Annotated in this window: 17 protein-coding genes; 13 read left to right on the forward strand and 4 right to left on the reverse strand. The window is 52.0% G+C overall.

Annotation, left to right across the window (positions count from 1 at the left end; translation table 11 throughout):
* Positions 1–26: 26 nt before the first annotated feature.
* Entirely contained in the window at positions 27–800 is a 774-nt protein-coding gene (locus tag SPL68_RS05655) for a ThuA domain-containing protein (protein ID WP_323814101.1), read from the reverse strand.
* Positions 801–950: 150 nt separating this feature from the next.
* Complete coding sequence (gene xdp1, locus SPL68_RS05660) at positions 951–1,709, reverse strand: exosortase-dependent surface protein XDP1 (protein WP_323814102.1); 759 nt, start codon at positions 1,707–1,709, stop codon at positions 951–953.
* A 206-nt stretch (positions 1,710–1,915) separates the two neighbouring features.
* On the opposite strand from xdp1, the gene SPL68_RS05665 reads away from it, so the two are divergent.
* The 8 genes from SPL68_RS05665 to SPL68_RS05700 all read left to right on the forward strand — a co-directional run bounded on the left by SPL68_RS05665 (position 1,916) and on the right by SPL68_RS05700 (position 14,892).
* The gene (locus SPL68_RS05665; RefSeq protein WP_323814103.1) at positions 1,916–2,896 is read left to right on the forward strand and encodes a hydrogen peroxide-inducible genes activator; all 981 of its coding nucleotides are present in this window, start codon (positions 1,916–1,918) and stop codon (positions 2,894–2,896) included.
* Positions 2,897–2,919: 23 nt separating this feature from the next.
* Positions 2,920–4,434 carry a tryptophan halogenase family protein gene (locus tag SPL68_RS05670; RefSeq protein WP_323814104.1) on the forward strand — a complete coding sequence of 505 codons (1,515 nt, stop codon included), beginning with the start codon at positions 2,920–2,922 and terminating at the stop codon, positions 4,432–4,434.
* A gap of 91 nt (positions 4,435–4,525) precedes the next feature.
* A complete protein-coding gene (locus SPL68_RS05675) occupies positions 4,526–4,999 on the forward strand; it encodes a hypothetical protein (protein WP_323814105.1) in 474 nt (157 codons plus the stop codon).
* A gap of 180 nt (positions 5,000–5,179) precedes the next feature.
* Positions 5,180–9,631 (forward strand): glutamate synthase large subunit, encoded by a 4,452-nt coding sequence (gltB, locus tag SPL68_RS05680; protein WP_323814106.1) that lies wholly within the window; start codon positions 5,180–5,182, stop codon positions 9,629–9,631.
* Positions 9,632–9,647: 16 nt separating this feature from the next.
* The gene (locus SPL68_RS05685) at positions 9,648–11,063 is read left to right on the forward strand and encodes an FAD-dependent oxidoreductase (RefSeq protein WP_323814107.1); all 1,416 of its coding nucleotides are present in this window, start codon (positions 9,648–9,650) and stop codon (positions 11,061–11,063) included.
* Positions 11,064–11,229: 166 nt separating this feature from the next.
* Entirely contained in the window at positions 11,230–12,297 is a 1,068-nt protein-coding gene (gene hemE / locus SPL68_RS05690) for a uroporphyrinogen decarboxylase (RefSeq protein ID WP_323814108.1), read from the forward strand.
* Positions 12,298–12,538: 241 nt separating this feature from the next.
* Positions 12,539–13,906 carry an HD-GYP domain-containing protein gene (locus SPL68_RS05695; RefSeq protein WP_323814313.1) on the forward strand — a complete coding sequence of 456 codons (1,368 nt, stop codon included), beginning with the start codon at positions 12,539–12,541 and terminating at the stop codon, positions 13,904–13,906.
* Positions 13,907–14,139: 233 nt separating this feature from the next.
* The gene (locus tag SPL68_RS05700; RefSeq protein ID WP_323814109.1) at positions 14,140–14,892 is read left to right on the forward strand and encodes a TerC family protein; all 753 of its coding nucleotides are present in this window, start codon (positions 14,140–14,142) and stop codon (positions 14,890–14,892) included.
* A 61-nt stretch (positions 14,893–14,953) separates the two neighbouring features.
* Here the strand turns inward: SPL68_RS05700 and asd are convergent, their stop codons facing one another.
* A complete protein-coding gene (gene asd, locus SPL68_RS05705) occupies positions 14,954–15,811 on the reverse strand; it encodes an archaetidylserine decarboxylase (RefSeq protein ID WP_323814110.1) in 858 nt (285 codons plus the stop codon).
* A gap of 176 nt (positions 15,812–15,987) precedes the next feature.
* On the opposite strand from asd, the gene SPL68_RS05710 reads away from it, so the two are divergent.
* The 5 genes from SPL68_RS05710 (at position 15,988) to SPL68_RS05730 (ending at position 19,926) form a co-directional block, all read left to right on the forward strand.
* The gene (locus tag SPL68_RS05710; protein WP_323814111.1) at positions 15,988–16,365 is read left to right on the forward strand and encodes a DUF6488 family protein; all 378 of its coding nucleotides are present in this window, start codon (positions 15,988–15,990) and stop codon (positions 16,363–16,365) included.
* Between the two features lie 282 nt (positions 16,366–16,647).
* Positions 16,648–17,847: a lytic polysaccharide monooxygenase gene (locus SPL68_RS05715; RefSeq protein WP_323814112.1), complete on the forward strand. Its 1,200-nt coding sequence runs from the start codon at positions 16,648–16,650 to the stop codon at positions 17,845–17,847.
* A gap of 119 nt (positions 17,848–17,966) precedes the next feature.
* Positions 17,967–18,602 (forward strand): hypothetical protein, encoded by a 636-nt coding sequence (locus tag SPL68_RS05720; protein ID WP_323814113.1) that lies wholly within the window; start codon positions 17,967–17,969, stop codon positions 18,600–18,602.
* 167 nt (positions 18,603–18,769) lie between these two features.
* The gene (locus tag SPL68_RS05725; protein WP_323814114.1) at positions 18,770–19,510 is read left to right on the forward strand and encodes a M48 family metallopeptidase; all 741 of its coding nucleotides are present in this window, start codon (positions 18,770–18,772) and stop codon (positions 19,508–19,510) included.
* Between the two features lie 32 nt (positions 19,511–19,542).
* Positions 19,543–19,926 (forward strand): DUF2750 domain-containing protein, encoded by a 384-nt coding sequence (locus tag SPL68_RS05730; protein WP_323814115.1) that lies wholly within the window; start codon positions 19,543–19,545, stop codon positions 19,924–19,926.
* A gap of 6 nt (positions 19,927–19,932) precedes the next feature.
* Here the strand turns inward: SPL68_RS05730 and SPL68_RS05735 are convergent, their stop codons facing one another.
* Positions 19,933–20,310 (reverse strand): hypothetical protein, encoded by a 378-nt coding sequence (locus SPL68_RS05735; protein WP_323814116.1) that lies wholly within the window; start codon positions 20,308–20,310, stop codon positions 19,933–19,935.
* Between the last annotated feature and the right edge of the window lie 163 nt (positions 20,311–20,473).

Genomic DNA, 20,473 nt, shown 5'->3' on the forward strand with positions numbered 1-20,473 from the left:
TTGTTATGTTTAATGATGGTCAGGAGTTATTTTTTGCGCATGCCCTTGGCGGTTGCGGCCCAGTAGATTCCACCGTAGATATGTTCAAGAAACAGTGGGTCGCTATAGGTTGCGGGTAAATGCCCGAGTGCAGTGTAAAAAGCGCGGCCGCCGTCGAAATTGTGATACCAGGCGATGGGATGAAATTTGCCCATGCCTGCGCCTATTTTCTCGCCCCACTGTACTTTGGCGTCATAGGTTTGCTCATCAACCGCGAGAATGTAATTCAAACCTTTGATGCGCTCTGCGCCGAATTCGTACCACTCATCGGTCCACAAAAAGCGGTCGGGCATACGATCCAGGCCGGGGAATTTGCGATCCAGCACTAACAGATCCGCACTTTGATTGGCGGGATGAATGTGAAAGGTGCGACCGACCATTTTGGTATACCAATCCCAGTCGTATTCGGTATCGGACGCGCTGTGAATCCCCACAAAGCCTTTGCCGGAGCGAATAAAACGCTCCATCGCCGCTTGTTGCTCGTCGTTGAGGATATCGCCTGTGGTTAACAGGAAAATGACGGCTTGGTAATTTTTGAGTTTTTCATCGCTGAAGACTTTTGCATCTTCTTGCCAATCGATAGTGAAATCATGGCGCTTGGCCAGTTCACGCATGGCGCTTACACCTTCGTTGACCGATACGTGATGGAAACCGTTCATCTTGGTAAACAGCAGCACGTTAAATTGTTGCGCCTGAGCGCTTAACGCGGTGCAGAGGGATACACAGGTAAGTGCAAGGGATAAAGCGAATCGTCTGAACATAAAAGTAGCCTCGCTGGATGGATTGTTATTCTTGTCCCTGAGTCTTTTTATCGGGTTTAAGTCCGCGCCATCATAAGCGATACAGATTTATAGGCAATAAAAAAGGGCGCCTTGGGCGCCCTTCTGGGAGTGAACTCACAACGCTGAGAACTAGACCTTACGGCGACGAGCCAGCAGTAAACCGGCAAAACCCAACAGCACCAGCATCAGTGAGCCGGATTCGGGAACTCTTACTGGTGGTGAGTCTGGTGGTAGTTCAAGTCCTACGCCTTTTACTTTGAAATAGTCGGTTTTGCTGGAGAGATTTTGGTTGAAGTTATTGAATGAGCCCAGTGCATTGTTGTAAGCACCGACGAGCCAATATTGCGAGATGATGTTGGAGTGATTGATGGTGCCAGAATTGGCACCATAGTCAACATTGTAATAATTCCCGGCAGATTGCCAGCCGTTGCCGATCAGCATCTCCCATTTCTTGCCAAGCAAGCTGTTGGAATCAAAAGCGCCGCCGCCATTAAATGCCATAAATGACATATCGCTATCGCCACTGATCCAACCCAGATCAATCGATTTAAGCGTTACCGCCTTGTCGAATGACAGCAGCAACATATCGAAATCGCCGTTCTCATTGTCAACTGCGTGATTCGGTGAGTCTACTTTCTCGACCCCCAAACCGTCCCACTTGCCAACCCAATCTTGCACAACCACCTTGTTGCTGTTGTACGACCAGCCTGTTACAGAGAGGTTTAGCCCTGATTCTTGATAGTTATATTGTTTGGCGTAAGTGCTGTTATAAATGTTGTTGCGACTGTCGGGGTCGGTAAGATCAAAGTTAATCGTGGCAGCATGAGCGGCATTGCCGAAACTCAGTGCTATCGCTAACCCTGCAAAAAGCAATTTAATTCTTAACATGGTGATTAGTCCGTTAAAGAGTGAAGGGGTACTGCTCAAGCGCCTAAGAGCATTTTTTGTACCGCAATTTGCAACTTGTTGATTTACACGGCGATTCTGTGAGGGGTTTAAGCGACGCGGGATAAAAATGTAAAAAATCCCGACTGCCTTGCATTTGCATTGCAAACGGGCACACTGGCGCAAATCTCCTCCACTTTCTGCCTCTTATGACTCTGACTGAATTGCGTTACATAGTGGTTCTTGCCGACGAGCAGCACTTTGGGCGTACCGCCGAGCGCTGCCACGTGAGCCAGCCGAGCTTGAGTGTGGCGGTGCGCAAGCTGGAAGATGAGTTGGGGGTGGCGCTATTTGAGCGTACTCAAAACGGTGTTAAGCCTACGGCGATGGGAGTGCGTGTTGCTGCTCAAGCCAGGTTGTTGCTCGCCGGCGCAGATAACATCAAAGCGCTGGCTGATGCGGGGAAAGACCAACTTGCTGGTGAGCTGGCGCTGGGCTCCATTTTTACGATGGGGCCTTATCTGCTACCGCAATTGATTCCGCATTTGCAAAAACAAGTACCCTCAATGTCGCTGCTGGTACAGGAAGATTACACCGACAATCTGCGCAAAAAGCTGCGCGACGGGGTATTGGATGTAATCCTGGTCTCCCTGCCGTTCAGTGAACCGGATGTGGTCACGCAAGAATTGTTTGATGAGCCTTTGGTGTTGGTGGTGCCAAAACACCATCCGCTTGCGCACAAAGATCTCATCGAGTTGGATGATATTCGCCAGCAGCCGTTTATTTTAATGGGCGAAGGGCATTGCTTGCGCGCACAGGTATTAGGGCTCTGTCCTGAATTGCTTGCAGTCGTTGATGACAAGGGCGAACTTCCTGATCGAAAGTCCGCGCGTATGACGGAGGCGAATAGTCTCGAAACCCTGCGTAATATGATCGCCGCCGGTTTGGGGGTGAGTATATTGCCGCGCTCGGCAGCGGAGGGCGGACTGTGCAGCTTGCATCAACTAGTAGCGCGGCCACTGGCATCACCTGATTGCCAGCGACGTTTGGCCTTGGCGTGGCGCGCGAGTTTTCCGCGGCACAAGGCTATTGATGTGCTGCGCAAGGCTATCCAAACTTGCAGTGGTGCCTACTGGAGTTTCACCACCGAGCCGGACGACAATGTGCAAACCATGCTTTCTCTGCACTGATATGAACCTGCGAGTCCAGTGTTATGACTGCCAGTATTAATCCCCTGAAAAAAATCGTCATCCTCGGTGGCGGCTCCTCCGGTTGGATTGCAGCCGCTATGCTCTCAGCGCATTTAAAGCGCGATCTGTGCACAATCGAATTGGTTGAGTCGGAAGAGATCAGTGCAATCGGTGTAGGGGAATCGACCATCCCGCCGGTGGTCAAGTTGATCACCAGTTTGGGGATCGATGAGCAGGTATTTATTCGTGAAACCCAAGCCTGTTACAAGCTCGGTATTAAATTTGTCGATTGGCGTGCAAAAAACCAATCCTATTTTCATCCTTATGGTGCCTTGGGCAAACGTATTGGCGCGCAGGATTTTTACCAGTGTTGGCTCAAGGCGACTAAAGCCGGTGACGCTTACGAGTTGCAGGATTTTTCCCCTTGTGCAGTCATGGCAGCGCAAGAAAAATTCTTTTTGCCAGCGCAAGCGATGAATACCCCCATTGGCGGTGCTGGCTACGCAGTGCATTTGGATGCCAAGTTGGTCGCCGCTTATTTGCGCCGTTACGCCGAAGCGCGTGGCGTGGTGCGCAGCGAAGGTAATTGTGTGAATGTGCTGCGCAAAGATAATGGTTTTATCGAGGCGCTGGAATTATCTGACGGGCGTCGTATCGAGGGCGATTTTTTTATCGACTGCTCTGGTTTTAAATCGCTACTGATTGGCGATGCCATGGGAGTGGAGTTTGACGACTGGTCGCATTATTTGCCTTGCGACCGCGCCTATGTTGTCAAAACCGAAAGGGCCGGTTCGCGCATGCCTTATACCACTGCAACCGCGCGTAAATCCGGTTGGGCTTGGCGCATTCCGTTGCGCAACGGCACTGGCCACGGCTATGTCTATTCCAGTCGTTTTTGCAGCGATGCCGAGGCCAAAACCACATTGCTCAAGCATCTGGATGCCCCGCGCATCAGTGACCCGCGCCTGATCAGTTTTAATACCGGGCGTCGCAAAGTATTTTGGAAGGATAATTGCCTCGCCTTGGGCTTGTCTGGCGGTTTTATCGAGCCACTGGAGTCAACGGCGATTCATTTGATCGCGCGCGGCATGGATTTCTTTTTGCGCTTCTTTCCCGATGCTGATTGCGACCCAAGCTTGCGCCGCGAATACAATCGGCGCATGGGCGCGGACTATGAAGAAGTGCGCGATTTTATTGTGCTGCACTATTGTGCAACCGAGCGCGATGACAGCGAATTTTGGCGCTGGTGCAAAACTATGGCACTACCGGAATCCTTGCAGGAGCGCATAGAGTTGTTTCGCGGACACGGAATTCTGCGCGAAGATAACGATGAATTATTTCGCGCTGCCAGCTGGCAATCGGTATTCGAGGGCATGGGTATTCGCCCGCAAAAATACAATCCACGGGTGGATAATCTCGATTATCAGCAAATCAGCGATACCTTAAAGCTCGCGCGTTCAGCCATCTTTAACATGGTGAAAAGCTTGCCCTCGCACGATGAGTATTTAGCAGAACATTATGGTCGGGCAGAGCAGTAGGGCGCAGATGCTACGGCATCAAAATCATCGGTCTGAACTCGCGCGGCGAATGCCGGTCACAAGACCTCACCCAGAAAAATAAGGCAACCCTATGAAGCACAGCGGGATTTTATGGTTGGTATCAGCGTCGTTAATGGCGATGTCGATGCTGGGCTGTAGCACCAACAATGGTCGCAGTTATGTTGATTCCGGGATGGCAGAAACACTGGAGATAGAAATTCTGCCCAATACCAGCAAAATGTTTACCTATCGCCTGCGTATACCTGAAGCCCAGGTGCCCAGTCATATCAATGTGGCGCGTGGCGATAATCGCCCCGGCAGAGAGTTTGCGCGCGGCGGTATCGATATGGGGCGCGACACCTATGATCGCCTGATTACCAATGCCGGTTATGTGGTCGAGCATTCAGGTTATTGTCGCGACGGTTTTTTTGAATTGGATCGCAAGATTTCGCGCTATGACTTATGGGTGCGCGGCGAGTGCAAAGATGGTGCAAGCGAGGCGGATCAGCAGACATTTGGCGCCAAAAAAATCCTGACTCCCGAGGACTGGCGCAATCCATCCTAGCCCCTTTCGTCTTGCTAATACCCCTTCAAGCGGGTAATATCCTGCGCCCATTTGCCTAGCCTCTGGATACCAGGGGCTTTTTTGTCTGGGAAGTGAACTGGCGCGGCTTTCGCATAACGCAATAGCCTGCCAGAACTTGCAGCACTTCCCTTGATAGTGATTTAAGTTGAGATTCAGCCTATGACCACTGGCCTCTACCAGATAGACGAGTTCAAAGATAACTGCGGCTTTGGTTTGATTGCCCATTTAAAGGGCAAAACCAGCCATCGTCTGCTTACTACGGCAATCGAAGCCCTGACCTGCATGACCCACCGCGGTGGTATTAATGCGGACGGCAAAACCGGTGACGGTTGCGGCCTTCTGATTCAAAAGCCGGACAGCTTCCTGCGTGCCGTGGCCAAAGAAGCCTGCGGCGCAGAGTTGACTCCTATCTATGGTGTAGGCTCGATCATGCTTAGCCGCGATCCAGCGGTAGCCGACAAAGCGCGCGCTATTGTGAGCGAAGAGTTGGTTGCCCAAGGTCTGATCGTTGCTGGCTGGCGCGAAGTGCCAGTTGATCCAAGCTGCCTTGGCCCAATTGCCATGCGCTCGCTGCCGACTTTTAATCACCTGTTTGTGAACAACCCTGATCTGACCATCGAACAGGTCAATTCCAAATTGTTCATGGCGCGCCGCAAAGCTGAATTGCGTCTTGCTGATGATTCTTCTTTTTACGTTGCCAGCCTGAGCACCGGTATTCTCTCCTATAAAGGATTGATGATGCCGGTTGATCTGCCGCGCTTCTTTAGCGATTTGGCTGATGAGCGTCTGGAGACGGCGATCTGTGTATTCCACCAGCGCTTCTCTACCAATACTTCTCCACGCTGGCCGCTGGCGCAACCGTTCCGCATGCTTGCGCACAACGGTGAGATCAACACTATTGTGGGCAACCGCAACTGGGCGGTGGCGCGTACCCCTAAATTTGTAACGCCATTGTTGCCCGATTTGCACAGCGTAACGCCGCTGGTAAACCGCACTGGTTCTGACTCATCCAGCTTGGATAACATGCTGGAAATCCTTACGTTGGGCGGCATGGAACTGCATCGTGCAATCCGTATGCTGGTTCCGCCGGCATGGCAGAACGTAGAAAACATGGACGCGGATCTGCGTGCCTTCTACGAATACAACTCTATGCATATCGAGCCTTGGGATGGTCCCGCAGGCTTGGTAATTACCGATGGTCGCTACGCGGTATGTACCCTCGACCGCAACGGTCTGCGTCCATCGCGCTGGGTTATCACCAAAGACGATATGATCACCGTGGCTTCGGAAGTGGGTGTATACGCCTATGATCCAGCGGACGTAGTGGCTAAAGGCCGCCTTGGCCCAGGTCAGATTATGTCGATTGATACCCTGACCGGCACCCTGCACAACACCAAGGATATCGACAATCAGTTGAAATCCACCCAGCCCTATAAAAAGTGGCTGAAAGAACGTGCGCTGCGTATCGAATCTACCTTGAACACCGACGCCAAAGAGAATGGTCTGGACGGTATTGCGCTGAAAGCCAATATGAAAATGTTCCAGGTCAGCTTTGAAGAGCGCGACCAGCTGTTGCGCCCATTGGCGGAAGGTGGTCAGGAAGCCGTTGGCTCCATGGGTGACGATACCCCAATGGCCGTGCTGTCACGTCAACAGCGTTCGCTCTACGACTACTTCCGCCAGCAGTTTGCGCAGGTAACCAACCCGCCAATCGATCCGTTGCGCGAAGCGATTGTGATGTCGCTGGAGACCTGTCTTGGGCGCGAATTGCCGGTATACGATGAATTGCCAGAGCACGCCGACCGCGTGATTCTGACCTCGCCTGTACTCTCTCCTGAGAAGTTCCGCGGCTTGATGACGTTGAATCGCCCCGGCTACGAGCAGGCGACTTTCTCGCTCTACTACAACGCTGAGCAAACCAACCTGAAAACTGCGCTGAACAAGCTCTGCGAAGACGTTGCTGCCTCAGTGAAATCGGGCAAAGTTCTGATTGTGTTGAGTGATAGCGGCTTTGAAAAAGGTCTGCTGCCAATTCCTGCGCTGCTGGCGGTGGGTGCGGTTAACCAGCATTTGACCAACGTAGGTCTGCGCTGCGATGCTAACCTGATCGTCGAAACCGGTAGCGCGCGCGATCCACATCAAATCGCTGCGTTGATCGCCTATGGTGCGACAGCGGTATATCCGTTCCTGAGCTACTACGTGCTCAACGACCTGATCGAAACCGGCGAATTGCTGAGCGATGTAGATACCGCTTACAAAAACTACCGTAAGGGTATCGACAAGGGCTTGCTGAAAATCCTGTCGAAAATGGGTATTTCCACCATCACTTCTTACCGCAGTGCCCAGCTGTTTGAAGCTATCGGCCTGTCCGAAGAAGTCGTCAATACCTGTTTTGAAAGCACACCAAGCCGTATCGGCGGAGCGCGCTTTGAAGATCTGGAAACAGATCAAAAAATCCTTGCACAAACTGCATGGATTGAGCGCAAGCCAATCGTGCAGGGCGGTCTGCTCAAGTACGTACACGGCTCTGAATATCACGCTTACAACCCGGACGTAGTGCAAAGTCTGCAGAAGGCGGTGCAAAGCGGTAATTACGCGCTGTGGCGCAACTATGCCGATGTAGTGAACAAGCGTCCGGTGGCGATGCTGCGCGACTTGTTGGCCATTCGCGAGGATGTGTGCAAGCCCATTCCTATCTCCGAAGTAGAGCCGATTGAAGCGATTATTAAACGCTTTGACTCAGCGGGCATGTCGCTCGGTGCTCTGTCGCCTGAAGCGCACGAAGCCTTGGCTGAAGCTATGAACCGCTTGGGTGGTCGCTCTAACTCAGGTGAAGGTGGTGAAGATCCGGCGCGCTATGGCACGGTGAAAACATCCAAAATCAAGCAGGTTGCTTCCGGCCGCTTTGGTGTAACTCCGGCTTATCTGGTTAATGCCGAAGTGCTTCAAATTAAGGTCGCTCAGGGTGCAAAACCCGGTGAAGGCGGCCAGTTACCCGGCGGTAAGGTGAATGCATTGATCGCGCGTCTGCGTCACTCGGTTCCCGGTGTGACACTGATTTCGCCACCGCCGCATCACGATATCTACTCGATTGAAGACTTGGCGCAGCTGATTTATGACTTGAAGCAAGTCAACCCTGCTGCACTGGTATCGGTGAAACTGGTATCGCGTCCGGGTGTAGGTACTATTGCTGCCGGTGTAGCTAAAGCCTATGCCGATTTGATCACCATCTCCGGTTACGACGGTGGTACTGCGGCAAGTCCGATGACGTCTATCAAGTACGCTGGTTCGCCGTGGGAGTTGGGCTTGTCCGAAACTCACCAAACCCTGCGCGCCAACGACCTGCGCGATAAAGTTCGCGTACAAACCGACGGCGGTTTGAAAACCGGTCTGGACGTAGTGAAAGCCGCTATGTTGGGTGCTGAAAGCTTCGGCTTTGGTACTGGCCCGATGGTGGCGCTCGGCTGTAAATACCTGCGTATTTGCCACTTGAATAACTGTGCGACCGGTGTTGCTACCCAGCAGGACAAACTGCGTCAGGATCACTACATCGGCACCGTTGAAATGGCGATGAACTACTTCAAGTTCGTGGCTGAAGAAACGCGCGAGTGGTTGGCACGCCTTGGCGTAGCTACCTTGGGTGATTTGGTTGGCCGTGTGGATTTGTTAAAAATCCTTGAAGGTGAAACCACCAAGCAACAACAGCTGGATTTGAAACCAATCATCCACACAGATGCGTTCCTTGAAACCAAGCCGCAATTGTGCGCCGTCAGCAAAAATGAGCCATTCGACAAAGGCGAAACCGCCGAAGCTATGGTTAAGGTATTGCTGCCCGCGATTGAAGCCAAAACCGGTGGTGAGTTTGAATTCCATATCACCAACTGCGACCGTTCAATCGGCGCGCGTATCAGTGGTGAAATCGCCAAACGCTACGGCAACCAAGGCATGGCCGATAAACCGCTGAAGCTGAAACTGACCGGTATTGCGGGTCAGAGCTTTGGGGTGTGGAACGCCGGTGGTTTGGATATGTATCTCGACGGCGATGCCAACGACTACGTTGGTAAAGGCATGGCGGGTGGCAAGTTGGTGATTCGTCCACCGCGCAACTCCGGCTTCCAATCGAACAAAACCAGTATTCTGGGTAACACCTGTCTATACGGTGCAACTGGCGGTAAGCTGTTTGCAGCCGGTACTGCGGGCGAGCGCTGTGGTGTACGTAACTCTGGTGCGCACGTCGTTGTTGAAGGTGCAGGCGATCACTGCTGTGAATATATGACTGGCGGTGTGGTAACTGTTCTTGGTCAAACCGGTGTGAACTTTGGCGCGGGTATGACCGGCGGTTTCGCTTACGTACTGGATGAAGCCAACGACTTTGTGGATCGCTACAACCACGAGTTGGTGGATATTCACCGCATCAATACCGAAGCACTGGAAGCGCATCGTCACCACCTGCGCACCGTGATCGAAGAATTTACGCAAGAGACTGAAAGTGCGTGGGGCCAAAACCTGCTGGACAACTTCGATGACTACATCGGCAAGTTCTGGTTGGTTAAACCCAAGGCAGCAGCCATCGGCGGCCTGTTAAACAGCTTCCGCAAGCGCGGCGAATAAGGCTGGGGATCTCTATATGACTCGTTTAAGCAATGATTTTCAATTTCTCGATGTGGGTCGCCAAGACCCCACCAAGAAAGACATAGAAACCCGCAGACGCAACTTTGTGGAAATTTACCAGCCTTTTGCCAAAGAAGAAGTGGAAGGCCAAGCACACCGTTGTCTGGAGTGCGGTAACCCCTATTGTGAGTGGAAGTGTCCGGTACACAACTTCATCCCTAACTGGCTGAAGCTGATTTCCGAAGGCAATATTTTTGAAGCGGCTGAACTCAGCCATCAAACCAACTCGCTGCCAGAAGTCTGTGGTCGCGTATGCCCGCAAGACCGTTTGTGCGAAGGTGCTTGTACCCTGAACGACGGTTTTGGCGCTGTGACTATCGGCAACGCCGAGAAGTACATCACCGACACTGCGTTTGCGATGGGTTGGAAGCCGGATATGTCCAAAGTGGTTTGGACTGACAAAAAAGTCGCCATTATCGGTGCTGGCCCTGCCGGTATCGGCTGTGCGGACGTACTGGTACGCAACGGCGTTAAGCCGGTGGTATTCGACAAGTATCCTGAAATTGGTGGCCTGCTGACTTTCGGTATCCCCGAATTCAAACTGGAAAAGTCGGTGATGTCACGTCGCCGCGAAATCTTCACCGAAATGGGTGTTGAATTCCGCTTGAATACCGAAGTAGGTAAAGACATCACCATGGAAGAATTGCTGCGCGATTACGATGCAGTATTCATGGGCATGGGCACTTACAACTACATGAAGGGCGGCTTCCCTGGTGAAGATCTGGCAGGCGTTTACGATGCACTGCCATTCCTGATCTCCAACGTAAACCGTAACCTCGGTTTTGAGAAAAACGCCGAAGATTTCATCAGCGTAAAAGGTAAAAAGGTAGTCGTTCTTGGCGGTGGTGATACCGCGATGGACTGTAACCGCACCTCGATTCGTCAGGGCGCTAGCAGTGTGACCTGTGCATACCGTCGCGATGAAGAAAACATGCCCGGCTCCAAGCGCGAAGTAGCCAACGCCAAAGAAGAAGGCGTGCAATTCCTCTACAACCGTCAGCCAGTTGAAGTGGTTGGTAACGGCAAAGTGGAAGGCGTTAAAGTGGTTACTACCAAAATGGGTGAGCCAGATGCCAAAGGTCGTCGCAGCCCTGTAGTCGTTCCAGGTTCAGAAGAGATTCTGCCGGCGGATGTAGTGCTGATCGCTTTCGGTTTCCGCCCAAGCCCGCAACCTTGGTTTGAAACCAATGGTGTAAAAACCAATGACTGGGGCGGTGTGATTGCACCTGAGCATCAACAGTTCAAGTTCCAGACTACCAACCCGAAAGTGTTTGCGGGCGGTGATATGGTGCGCGGTTCCGACTTGGTGGTAACTGCCATCTGGGAAGGTCGCGAAGCGGCTGATGGTATTCTGGACTATCTGAAAGTGTGATTGGCTGCAAATCTGATTGTCTGCAAAACAAGTTTTAAGAATCCAATCTGGCGCAATAAGTTCTGGATTGTCATTCGGTAAGATGCATTAGCCCCGCACCTGCGGGGCTAATGCTATGTAAGGTTTGAATTTGCTGGCGCATATGCAGCTGGCTGAGGATGAGAAAATGACCGAGCTCAAAAACGATCGCTTCCTGCGCGCACTTCTCAAGCAACCCGTTGACGTTACTCCTGTGTGGATGATGCGCCAAGCCGGTCGCTATCTACCTGAGTATCGCGCCAGCCGTGAACGCGCGGGCGATTTTATGGGGCTTTGCACTAATCCCGATGCTGCCTGTGAAGTGACCTTGCAGCCGCTGGATCGCTATCCCGGTCTGGATGCCGCAATCCTCTTTTCCGACATTCTCACCATTCCCGATGCTATGGGCTTGGGGTTGTACTTTGAAACTGGCGAAGGTCCTAAATTCAAGAAAGCCGTGCGCACTGAGGCTGATGTCAATGCGCTCAAGGTGATAAACCCTGAGCAGGATTTGCCCTACGTAGTGAATGCGGTAAAAACCATTCGCCGCGAACTCAATGGCCGTGTGCCGCTGATCGGTTTCTCTGGCAGCCCATGGACGCTGGCGACCTATATGATCGAAGGTGGTTCCAGCCGCGATTTCCGTCGCGCCAAAGAAATGCTCTACAACCAGCCGCAAGTGATGCATCGCTTGCTCGATGTGCTGGCCGATTCGGTAACCGTGTACCTCAATGCCCAGGTCAAAGCGGGCGCGCAGGCGGTACAGATTTTTGATACCTGGGGCGGGGCTTTATCGCACGCGGCTTATCAGGAGTTCTCGCTCAAATATATGCAGAAAATTGTGTCTGGCTTGATCCGGGAAAATGAAGGTCGCCAGATTCCAGTGATCCTGTTTACCAAGGGCGGCGGTCAATGGTTGGAAATGATGGCCGAAACTGGCGCAACTGCGCTGGGGCTAGATTGGACCACCGACATAGCCGCAGCGCGCGCGCGCGTTGGCAATAAGGTGGCGCTGCAAGGCAATATGGATCCGACGATCCTCTATGCATCCCCTGACCGAATTCGCGCTGAAGTAGGCAGTATCCTCGCTGCTTACGGCACCGGTTCAGGCCATGTGTTTAACCTCGGCCACGGCATCACTCCTGAAGTTGACCCGGCTCACGCAGGTGCATTTATCAGCGCAGTACATGAGCTGTCAGCGCAATATCATCAATAGGATTGCTAATAATCTGCACCTTGTGGGCTGGTTGGCGCGCCTTTACCTTGTCGGAACTGGCATGGCGCGTATTTCTTGATTACACTCCACGCAATATAAAGGTGGTTTTTAGGAAGATTTAGAACCTGAATCAGGTGGCGCAGCAGACTTGGATCGGCGAGCTGCTGTGCAAACCGGGTTTCCGGCACTCGATTTTAATAAGGCAGATAATTCGCACCTGTGGGTGATGTGGAGACTAGGCGTGGGAATCAAGCAGGTTAAAGTTGATGTCAATGAGTTGACCATCGGCATGTATGTATCCGGGTTGGACCGCCCTTGGTCGCAAACCCCGTTTCCCTTGCAAGGTTTTTATCTGCGCGATTTGGGTGAGGTCAATCAGCTCAAAGCACTGTGTAATTACGTTTTTATCGATGTTGAAAAAGGCCGCGGCCCGATTGCGGCCAACCTCAAAACCATAGCTCCCTCCGCCAAAAAGCAAACTACCCGTGAGCGGGTTAGCTCGTTTACCGAATCTGTCGCCCCACTCAAAATCCAACGCGGTCTGTACCGCGAAGTGGAACCTCTGCAGCGCGAGGTGAAAAAAGCGCGCCAATTACATCAAAAGGTCTACGGTGCCGTCGTTGAAGTCATGGATCAGCTGGAGAAAAACCAGTTTGATGGTGTGTCGCTCGGTGAAACCAAACGCACCGCCAGTGAAATGGTGGATAGTGTACTGCGCAATCCTGATGCCTTTACCTGGTTGTCGCGCGTACAGGAAAAAGACGAATATACTTACAGCCACGCGGTGCGTTCATCGGTGTGGGCGATTTTGTTTGGCCGCCACATTGGCCTGCCTAAACGCGATCTGGACGTGCTCGCAATGGGCGTTTTGCTTAAAGATGTGGGCAAGGTGATGCTGGATTCGGCATTGCTAGCCAAAGCCGAACGTTCACCTGAAGAAGAAAAACTCTACGAAACCTTTGTGGAGTTAGGCTGCGAAACCCTGCGCAAAACTCCAGGGGTGGAGCCGCGTGTAATTAGCGTGGTGAAAACCCACTGTGAACGCTTGAACGGCAGCGGCTTTCCGCAGGGCTTATCGGGCGACAAGATTCCATTGCTGGGCAAGATTGCCGGTATCGTGACCTATTACGATTTTGTCACCAATCCGCGCGGCTCGCGCCATCCTATCGCCCCCTCCAAAGCAGTCGCCAAGCTTTACGAGCTGCGTAATATCCAATTTCAGGAAGAGCTGGTAGTGGAGTTTATTCGCGCTATCGGCCTTTATCCCACTGGCACTTTGGTCGAATTGAGCACGGGTGAAGTCGCGGTAGTGGTTGAGCAAAACTTTGAACGCCGCCTCAAGCCGCGCGTGATTGTGGTGCTGGATGCGTTCAAACAGCCTATGCCGGAATATCTGCTGTTGGACTTGTCCGATGATGATAAGCGCAAACAGGAACTGGTAGATTCAGGTAAAAAAACTCGCTATGAAATTGAAAAGATCGAAATTGCGCGTGACCTGGAACCGGGCAGTTACGATGTGGATATCGCCGGCATTCGCGATCACTACCTGATGAAAACTGAGAAAAAAGGTCTGATGGCGCTGCTGAGTAAACTGACCAATCGCAATTAAACAATCCTGTATTGCTGACTCCTCAAAACCGCAAGCCCAGCTTGCGGTTTTTGTTTTTGGGGCGAGTGGTTTTCGTAAAAATGTTTTCATCGGGGTGATGTTTCTCCGTGTAGGGGAAAGGCTACAATCCGCCCGCTTTGCGCCATTTTAGGCAAGGTCGTAATTTCGGATAACCGTGCTGTTTTTTTTAATCGCAGCGCGGTTATGAGTTATCAATCAATGAGTACAAAAACATGTTCGAATGGTTAGCAAGTCCGGAAGCCTGGATCGCTCTGGCAACACTGACGGCCTTGGAAATTGTATTGGGGATCGACAATATTATTTTTATTTCGATTCTGGTGGGGCGCCTGCCCGAGAAGCAGCGCAAGTTTGCGCGCAATGTAGGCTTGGGGCTGGCGATGATTACGCGCTTGGCGCTGCTGTTTTCGTTGGCGTGGATTATGGGCTTGGTTGACCCGCTGTTTAGCGTACTTGGGGAGGAAATTTCCGGGCGCGACATTATTCTGATCGGCGGTGGTTTGTTCCTTATCGCCAAAGCAACCCACGAAATTCACGGCAGCCTTGAGGGTGCGGTTGAGTCTGAGCGTCAGGTGGCCGCTAATGGCTTGATGATCATCTTGTTGCAAATTGCCATACTCGATATCGTCTTTTCGCTCGATTCGGTGATCACTGCGGTTGGTCTGGTTGATCAAGTAGAAATTATGGCGGTTGCAATCATTATCGCCGTGAGTGTGATGCTGTTCGCCGCTAAATCGATTGGCGACTTTGTCGATGCTCACCCGACCATCAAAATTCTCGCCCTATCGTTCCTGGTGATCGTCGGTTTCACCCTGTTAGTGGAAGGCTTCGATGTGCATGTGCCGAAAGGTTACATCTACTTCGCGATGGTTTTCTCCTTGGGAGTTGAGATGATCAATATCAAAATGCGCAAAGTGAAGGATAAACCGGTAGAACTGCGTAAAGATTTGCCGGGTGATCCGCAGTAAGTGTCCACCCCTGTTAGCAAAAAGGCCGATCAGTGATCGGCCTTTTTTATTCTGTTTGCATTCAAGCTTGGCTAACTGAACCCATCTTCTCGCCCACTTTTGTGGGGCTGAGCGCTTTGTAGCTTTCGTCCCAGCGCATTTTGTCTTTGGCAAAGAGCACTACGGCGGTTGAGCCGAGTTTGAAGCGGCCCATTTCATCGCCTTTGTTTAGGGTGATGTTTTGGTAGGGGTAGAGCGAGGTGGCGATTTCGCGGCTGGCGAAGGGCGCGATTTGACCGTCCCACACGGTTTCTATACCTGCGACGATCATGGCTCCTACCAATACCACCGCCATTGGACCTATGTCGGTATCAAAGATAGCGACGGCGCGCTCGTTGCGGGCAAACAGACGCGGTACGTTTTCTGCGGTGACGGTATTGACCGAGAACAGCTCGCCCGGAATGCTCACCATCGAGCGCAATTTGCCGCCATAGGGCATGTGTACGCGGTGGTAATCGCGCGGCGATAGGTACACAGTCGCAAAGCTGCCGCCATCAAATTCAGCGGCGAGGGCTTCATCGCCGCCGAGCAATTCCAAGGTGGTGTAGGTTTGACCTTTGGCTTGGAAGATACGGCCATCGACTATATCGCCCAGTTGGCTGATGGCGCCGTCGGCGGGGCAGACAATGGAATCGGCAGCGCTATCGATAGGGCGTGCGCCGGGTTTTAACGCGCGGGTAAAAAAGTCGTTGAAGCAACTATACGCGAGCGGATTTTCTTCTGCGGCGAGGCTCATGTCCACGTTGTAGCGTTTGACGAACCATTTGATAAAGGTGTTTTTGATAAACGCAGTCTCGGTGCTGGCCAACCAGCCGGCAGCGCGTGACAGAGTGTGTTGTGGTGCCAGATGTTGCATCCCGATAAAGAATTTTGGGCTCATATATTTTTTATATTCCTGACTGCAGGGCTCTGCCTGAAAAAAGATGCGGCAGTGTAACAAACTCCCCAGACCAGAGGCGTAGGCTTCAACAGAGTTTTTTGCGAACCCGGCGCTGTTTGCGCTGCTCAAAATTTGGTCGAATAGCCATTCCAATAACAAATAGCGAAGGAGGATGTATGAAGCCTTGGTTAGCATCTATGGCTGTAATTCTGGGGGCGGTTTTTGGTGTGGTTGCGATCTTATCCCTGCCGGTACAAGTATCTGCCCACGAAGGGCATGAACATCAGCCGGTGAGCATGAAAAAAGCCGTCGGTATCGCTTTATCAACCGCGCATGCTGCATCGCTCAAGCCGCTGCCGGCGCTGGCTTTGCCGCAGCTGGACGCAAGCTGGCGCGAGCTGCCGGAAGCGGCGGCACAGATAGTCGAGAACGGCCGCGGCTATTATTGGGTGAAGGTGGATAATGCGGCGCAGGCAAAATCGCTCTATGTGCGCATACTGTTAGATGGTCAGGTGGATGCGGCAAATTTTTCTGGCGCCTCAGTTCCCGATTGATTTGACAGCGCTGTCGCAGGGGCGGAACATCCTCCACTCGGTTGTCCACTTGTCGCCATGCTGCCAAGTGCTGGTGACGGATTTAACAATAATAAAATGGTTGTGCTCTCTCCTATGATTTAGCTGTTCATAAGCACTCGCTGGACTTCTGATTGTGCATCGCCTTCTGGTTCGCCAGCTGGTGCGGGTCATTTCTGCTTGCGCAGCAATCGGCGTCTCGATGGTGACGGTGGTTCCCGATCGCGGGAATCGTGTCTACATTCGGTTAAGTGAGGATAAAAAATGAATAAGAACTACATCAAAACAGGTGGAATTGGCGCAGCCTTGCTCGCTTTTTCTGCATTGAGCTTCGGGCATGGATTTGTCGATAAGCCCGGTGCGCGCAACTATTTCTGTGGCAAGGTGACCAAGCCCGATGAGGTGCTTAACGGCACTGCGCAATACCCGGAATGCGGCGCTGCATTCGCCAATGATTTCAATGGCGGTTACTCCTACATGAGCGTGTTGAATCACCATCAAGGGCGCAAGGTGCTGGGGCCAGTCTCCAAAAACGTGTGCGGCTTTGACAGTGAAACCTGGCAAGGCGGAAAAACGCCTTGGGATAATGCGATCAACTGGCCGGTGAACAATATCAATTCAGGCGCTCAGGAGTTTTCCTGGGATATCAGCAACGGCCCGCACTTTGATGACACCTCTGATTTCCGTTACTGGATCACCAAGCCGGGCTTTGTCTACCAAGAAGGGCGCGAGCTGACCTGGGCAGATTTTGAAGATCAGCCTTTCTGCGATCTCCCCTATAACGATGACAACCCCGGTGCTTATCCCAATGTGCGCGCCGATAAAGGCAATGCTCACATCCACACGACTTGTACGGTTCCAGCGCGCACCGGCCGCCATGTGATCTATGCCGAATGGGGACGTGAGCCGCCGACTTATGAGCGCTTCCACGGTTGTATCGATGTGCAGATCGGTGGTGGCGGTAATAGTTCGGTTGCATCTAGTTCGACACCTGCTCCCAGTTCGTCCAGCCGCTCAAGTGTCGTTTCAAGTTCTGTTCCCAGCTCATTACCTAGTTCAGTGTCTTCAAGCAGATCTTCCTCATCCATACCGTCATCAATAGCGTCCTCAATTGCCTCTTCATCTGTTGCGCCTATATCCAGCAGTTCATCCAGCGCGGCAGGAACAGGTAGTTTGAGTTGCAGCTATGTGGTGACCAACTCTTGGGGGACTGGCTTTACTGGCGTGATTCGCGTGACCAATACCGGTACGGGAACCAAGTCTGGTTGGGCGGCAAATTGGCAGTTTGCGGGCAGTAACCGCATCTCCAATGCTTGGAATGCCAGCTTCAGCGGCAGTAACCCTTATGCAGCGACTAACTTGAGTTGGAATGGCACCTTGGGCGCAGGGCAAACCGCCGAGTTTGGCTTCCAAGGCACTACCAATGGCGGCAGCGTTGAAACGCCAGCGGTGACCTGCCAGTAAACGCAGCTTGTGAAAAACAACCGGCAGCGGCTTGAGGGTGGCTGTCGGTTTGTTGTCTGAAAGGCTGTCGCAAATGTTTGTTCTTTATAGTTGGTATTGAATAGTTGTTGAGGTGTGTTGTGCAGCGACAAGTAGCGTACAAATCCTTGCCATTCTGGTTGGTGTTATTGGCCTTGCCATTGCTGACCTTGGTAAGCTATTTGGTGTTTGATCAGCCGCGCAAGGCTGCTTCTGTAGAGCAACTTAGCGCTGATGAATCTCATTTTGATGCACCTTCATCCACTGCAGAAATACCTGCACCGGCTGTGTTTATTGCGCAAAAAGTGGAGCCGATAGTAGAAAATCCGGTGGATGAAAAAGAACCTGCCGCACTGGATGTGGAAAGCGCGCGCGCAGCGGTTCATCAGGTGGAAAACGGGGTTTATGAGCGAGCGACAGCGCTGTTCGAGCGGGAGGCTGTCGATCCAGCTTGGGCGAGTGCTTATGAGCAATCCCTGCGCGAGATGTTTTCCCATCACCAAGGTTTACAGCGGGTCAGCGTTAATAGCATTAGCTGCCACGCGACTATGTGTCGGATCGAGGTGTTTACCCCGCGCGATGCCGATGCCGACTATTTCACTGCGATGTTTTACGATGCGCTGGAGCGTTATCGCGATGGCGAGCTCAAAGGCGAAGCCGCTATCGCCCGCCGCATGGAGGTGGGCATGACCTCTGTTTATGTCGCACGCAAAGCGCATCTGCTAGGGTTTTATTGAATTTGGAATTTTGCGCCATCTGACTAGCATCTACTGTGATATGGTTGCTGCCTCGATGACTGCGAGGTGTGCCGTGCCCTTCCTGAATTTCCCTTCCTTTGTTGTTGTAAAAAGTGTTGTTGTAAAAAGTGTTGCTGCAACAAGTGCTGTTGCATCGGGCGATAACAATGGCTGAGTGGTTTGGCCTGAAAAAGTCGCCTCCGCCCGCCGCGCCGCTGGGATTTGAGTTTTCTATCGCCCGCTCAGCGCGCCGACGCAGCGTGAGTATTGAGATTCGCCAAGCGCAGGTGGTAGTGCGCGCACCTGTGGGTGTGGCGCAATCTGTGCTGCTGGATTTTTTGCAGCAAAAAGCCGCTTGGGTTAGAGCGAAAATCGCCGAGCAGCAACAAACATTGGCCAATCTGCCTGAGCCGCGCGGCTATGCGCAGGGTAGTCAGATCCCGTTTATGGATGAGCAATTAACGCTGGTGCTGGGGCGTGGTACAGTCGCTGCAATCGCCCGGCGCGATAATCAATTGCATCTGCTGCTCTCATCGCGCTCGCGCCAGAGCGATGAAACGCAAATTCGCCAACTGCTCGCACGCTGGTATCAACAGCAGGCATTGAACATCCTTACGCAAAAAACTATCGCGCTCACTCGTGCGATGGGCTTGGTGTGCTCACAGGTGACCATCAAAGCAACTCGCTCAAAATGGGGTCACTGCACCAGCAAAGGGGCGATCCAATATAACTGGCAGATACTGCTAGCCCCGGAAGCTATAGTCGATTATCTTGTCGCTCACGAAGTTAGCCACCTGCGCCATCACAACCACAGTCCTGATTTTTGGGCGCTGGTTGCCAGCGTCTGCCCGAGCTTTAAAGGTGATCGCGCCTGGCTCAAGGCAAATGGGGCGCAGCTAAATTTATAGCAATTCGATTTATAAATGGCAGAGGATTTAGTATGAGTGACATTATCGCCACCGACCCTTTAAGTGATGATCTGGCAGAAAATCTGGATCGCTTTATTGTGGAGTCTATGGAGTTAGGCTGCGTATGGGGTCTTGAAGGGCCTGATGGTTGGGCGCTGACCGGCTCTGAAGAGCACGACGATGTGGACGTAATGCCATTCTGGTCACAAGAAAGTTTTGCGCTCGCGCACTGTCAAGACGACTGGAAAGATTACAAAGTAGTAGCCGTGGATCTGATGGAGTTTTTGGAAGATTGGCTGCCGGGCATGCACGACGATGTGCTCTTGGTCGGCGTCAACTGGAATGAAAATTTGGAAGGTGAAGAAATAGAGCCGCTGGATCTGTTAGAAGAGTTTGAACAGGAAATGGGCGAGTAAATCGCCTCAATAAAAACTGCTCTGTGCAAACTGGTTGTACTCTTCATCCTCATCGCCAAACAAATGCATATGCAGAATATCCACCTCATAGTGTTTGGCGTAATCATTCAGCGTTTTTAAACATGACAGACTGGGAGTCATGCTGTACCAATAGTTGGTAGTTTCATCGTGAACTGCCAACACAAATTCCAGCGCGTTCGGCACCATTTTGCGACTGAGATGGCTAAAAGTTTTGCGCTGCAATTGCAAAACAGAAAAATTAAACCCCGAGCATAAATGCATAAGTTGCGGATACTGGGATTCACGGCGCTCTTGCAAACGAAGATCGCGACTGCCGAATAAATCATCCGGATTGATGAGTGTTTTACTGGGTGGATTTAGCATAGTTATAGTCAGTTACACTTAATAAAACCTAGAGTCTGACCGTCACTGGTCGGGTGAATCCAGCAGCTGGCTGCTTATCCCGGGATTTCATTTTACTGCGCTAGTTTTACGGATTTATTATTTTACTGCGGTGTCTGGGTTAATAATAAAGACAAATAGTCAG

The organism is Cellvibrio chitinivorans, assembly GCF_035117775.1.
GTDB classification, from domain to species: Bacteria; Pseudomonadota; Gammaproteobacteria; order Pseudomonadales; family Cellvibrionaceae; genus Cellvibrio; species Cellvibrio chitinivorans.

Coding starts and splice junctions, on each gene's coding strand:
- gltB (WP_323814106.1), top strand. CDS start 5,180: ATGACCACTGGCCTCTACCAGATAGACGAGTTCAAAGATAACTGCGGC.
- SPL68_RS05670 (WP_323814104.1), top strand. CDS start 2,920: ATGACTGCCAGTATTAATCCCCTGAAAAAAATCGTCATCCTCGGTGGC.
- SPL68_RS05655 (WP_323814101.1), bottom strand. CDS start 800: ATGTTCAGACGATTCGCTTTATCCCTTGCACTTACCTGTGTATCCCTC.
- SPL68_RS05710 (WP_323814111.1), top strand. CDS start 15,988: ATGAAGCCTTGGTTAGCATCTATGGCTGTAATTCTGGGGGCGGTTTTT.
- SPL68_RS05715 (WP_323814112.1), top strand. CDS start 16,648: ATGAATAAGAACTACATCAAAACAGGTGGAATTGGCGCAGCCTTGCTC.
- SPL68_RS05700 (WP_323814109.1), top strand. CDS start 14,140: ATGTTCGAATGGTTAGCAAGTCCGGAAGCCTGGATCGCTCTGGCAACA.
- SPL68_RS05665 (WP_323814103.1), top strand. CDS start 1,916: ATGACTCTGACTGAATTGCGTTACATAGTGGTTCTTGCCGACGAGCAG.
- SPL68_RS05685 (WP_323814107.1), top strand. CDS start 9,648: ATGACTCGTTTAAGCAATGATTTTCAATTTCTCGATGTGGGTCGCCAA.
- hemE (WP_323814108.1), top strand. CDS start 11,230: ATGACCGAGCTCAAAAACGATCGCTTCCTGCGCGCACTTCTCAAGCAA.
- SPL68_RS05725 (WP_323814114.1), top strand. CDS start 18,770: ATGGCTGAGTGGTTTGGCCTGAAAAAGTCGCCTCCGCCCGCCGCGCCG.
- SPL68_RS05675 (WP_323814105.1), top strand. CDS start 4,526: ATGAAGCACAGCGGGATTTTATGGTTGGTATCAGCGTCGTTAATGGCG.
- SPL68_RS05735 (WP_323814116.1), bottom strand. CDS start 20,310: ATGCTAAATCCACCCAGTAAAACACTCATCAATCCGGATGATTTATTC.
- xdp1 (WP_323814102.1), bottom strand. CDS start 1,709: ATGTTAAGAATTAAATTGCTTTTTGCAGGGTTAGCGATAGCACTGAGT.
- asd (WP_323814110.1), bottom strand. CDS start 15,811: ATGAGCCCAAAATTCTTTATCGGGATGCAACATCTGGCACCACAACAC.
- SPL68_RS05730 (WP_323814115.1), top strand. CDS start 19,543: ATGAGTGACATTATCGCCACCGACCCTTTAAGTGATGATCTGGCAGAA.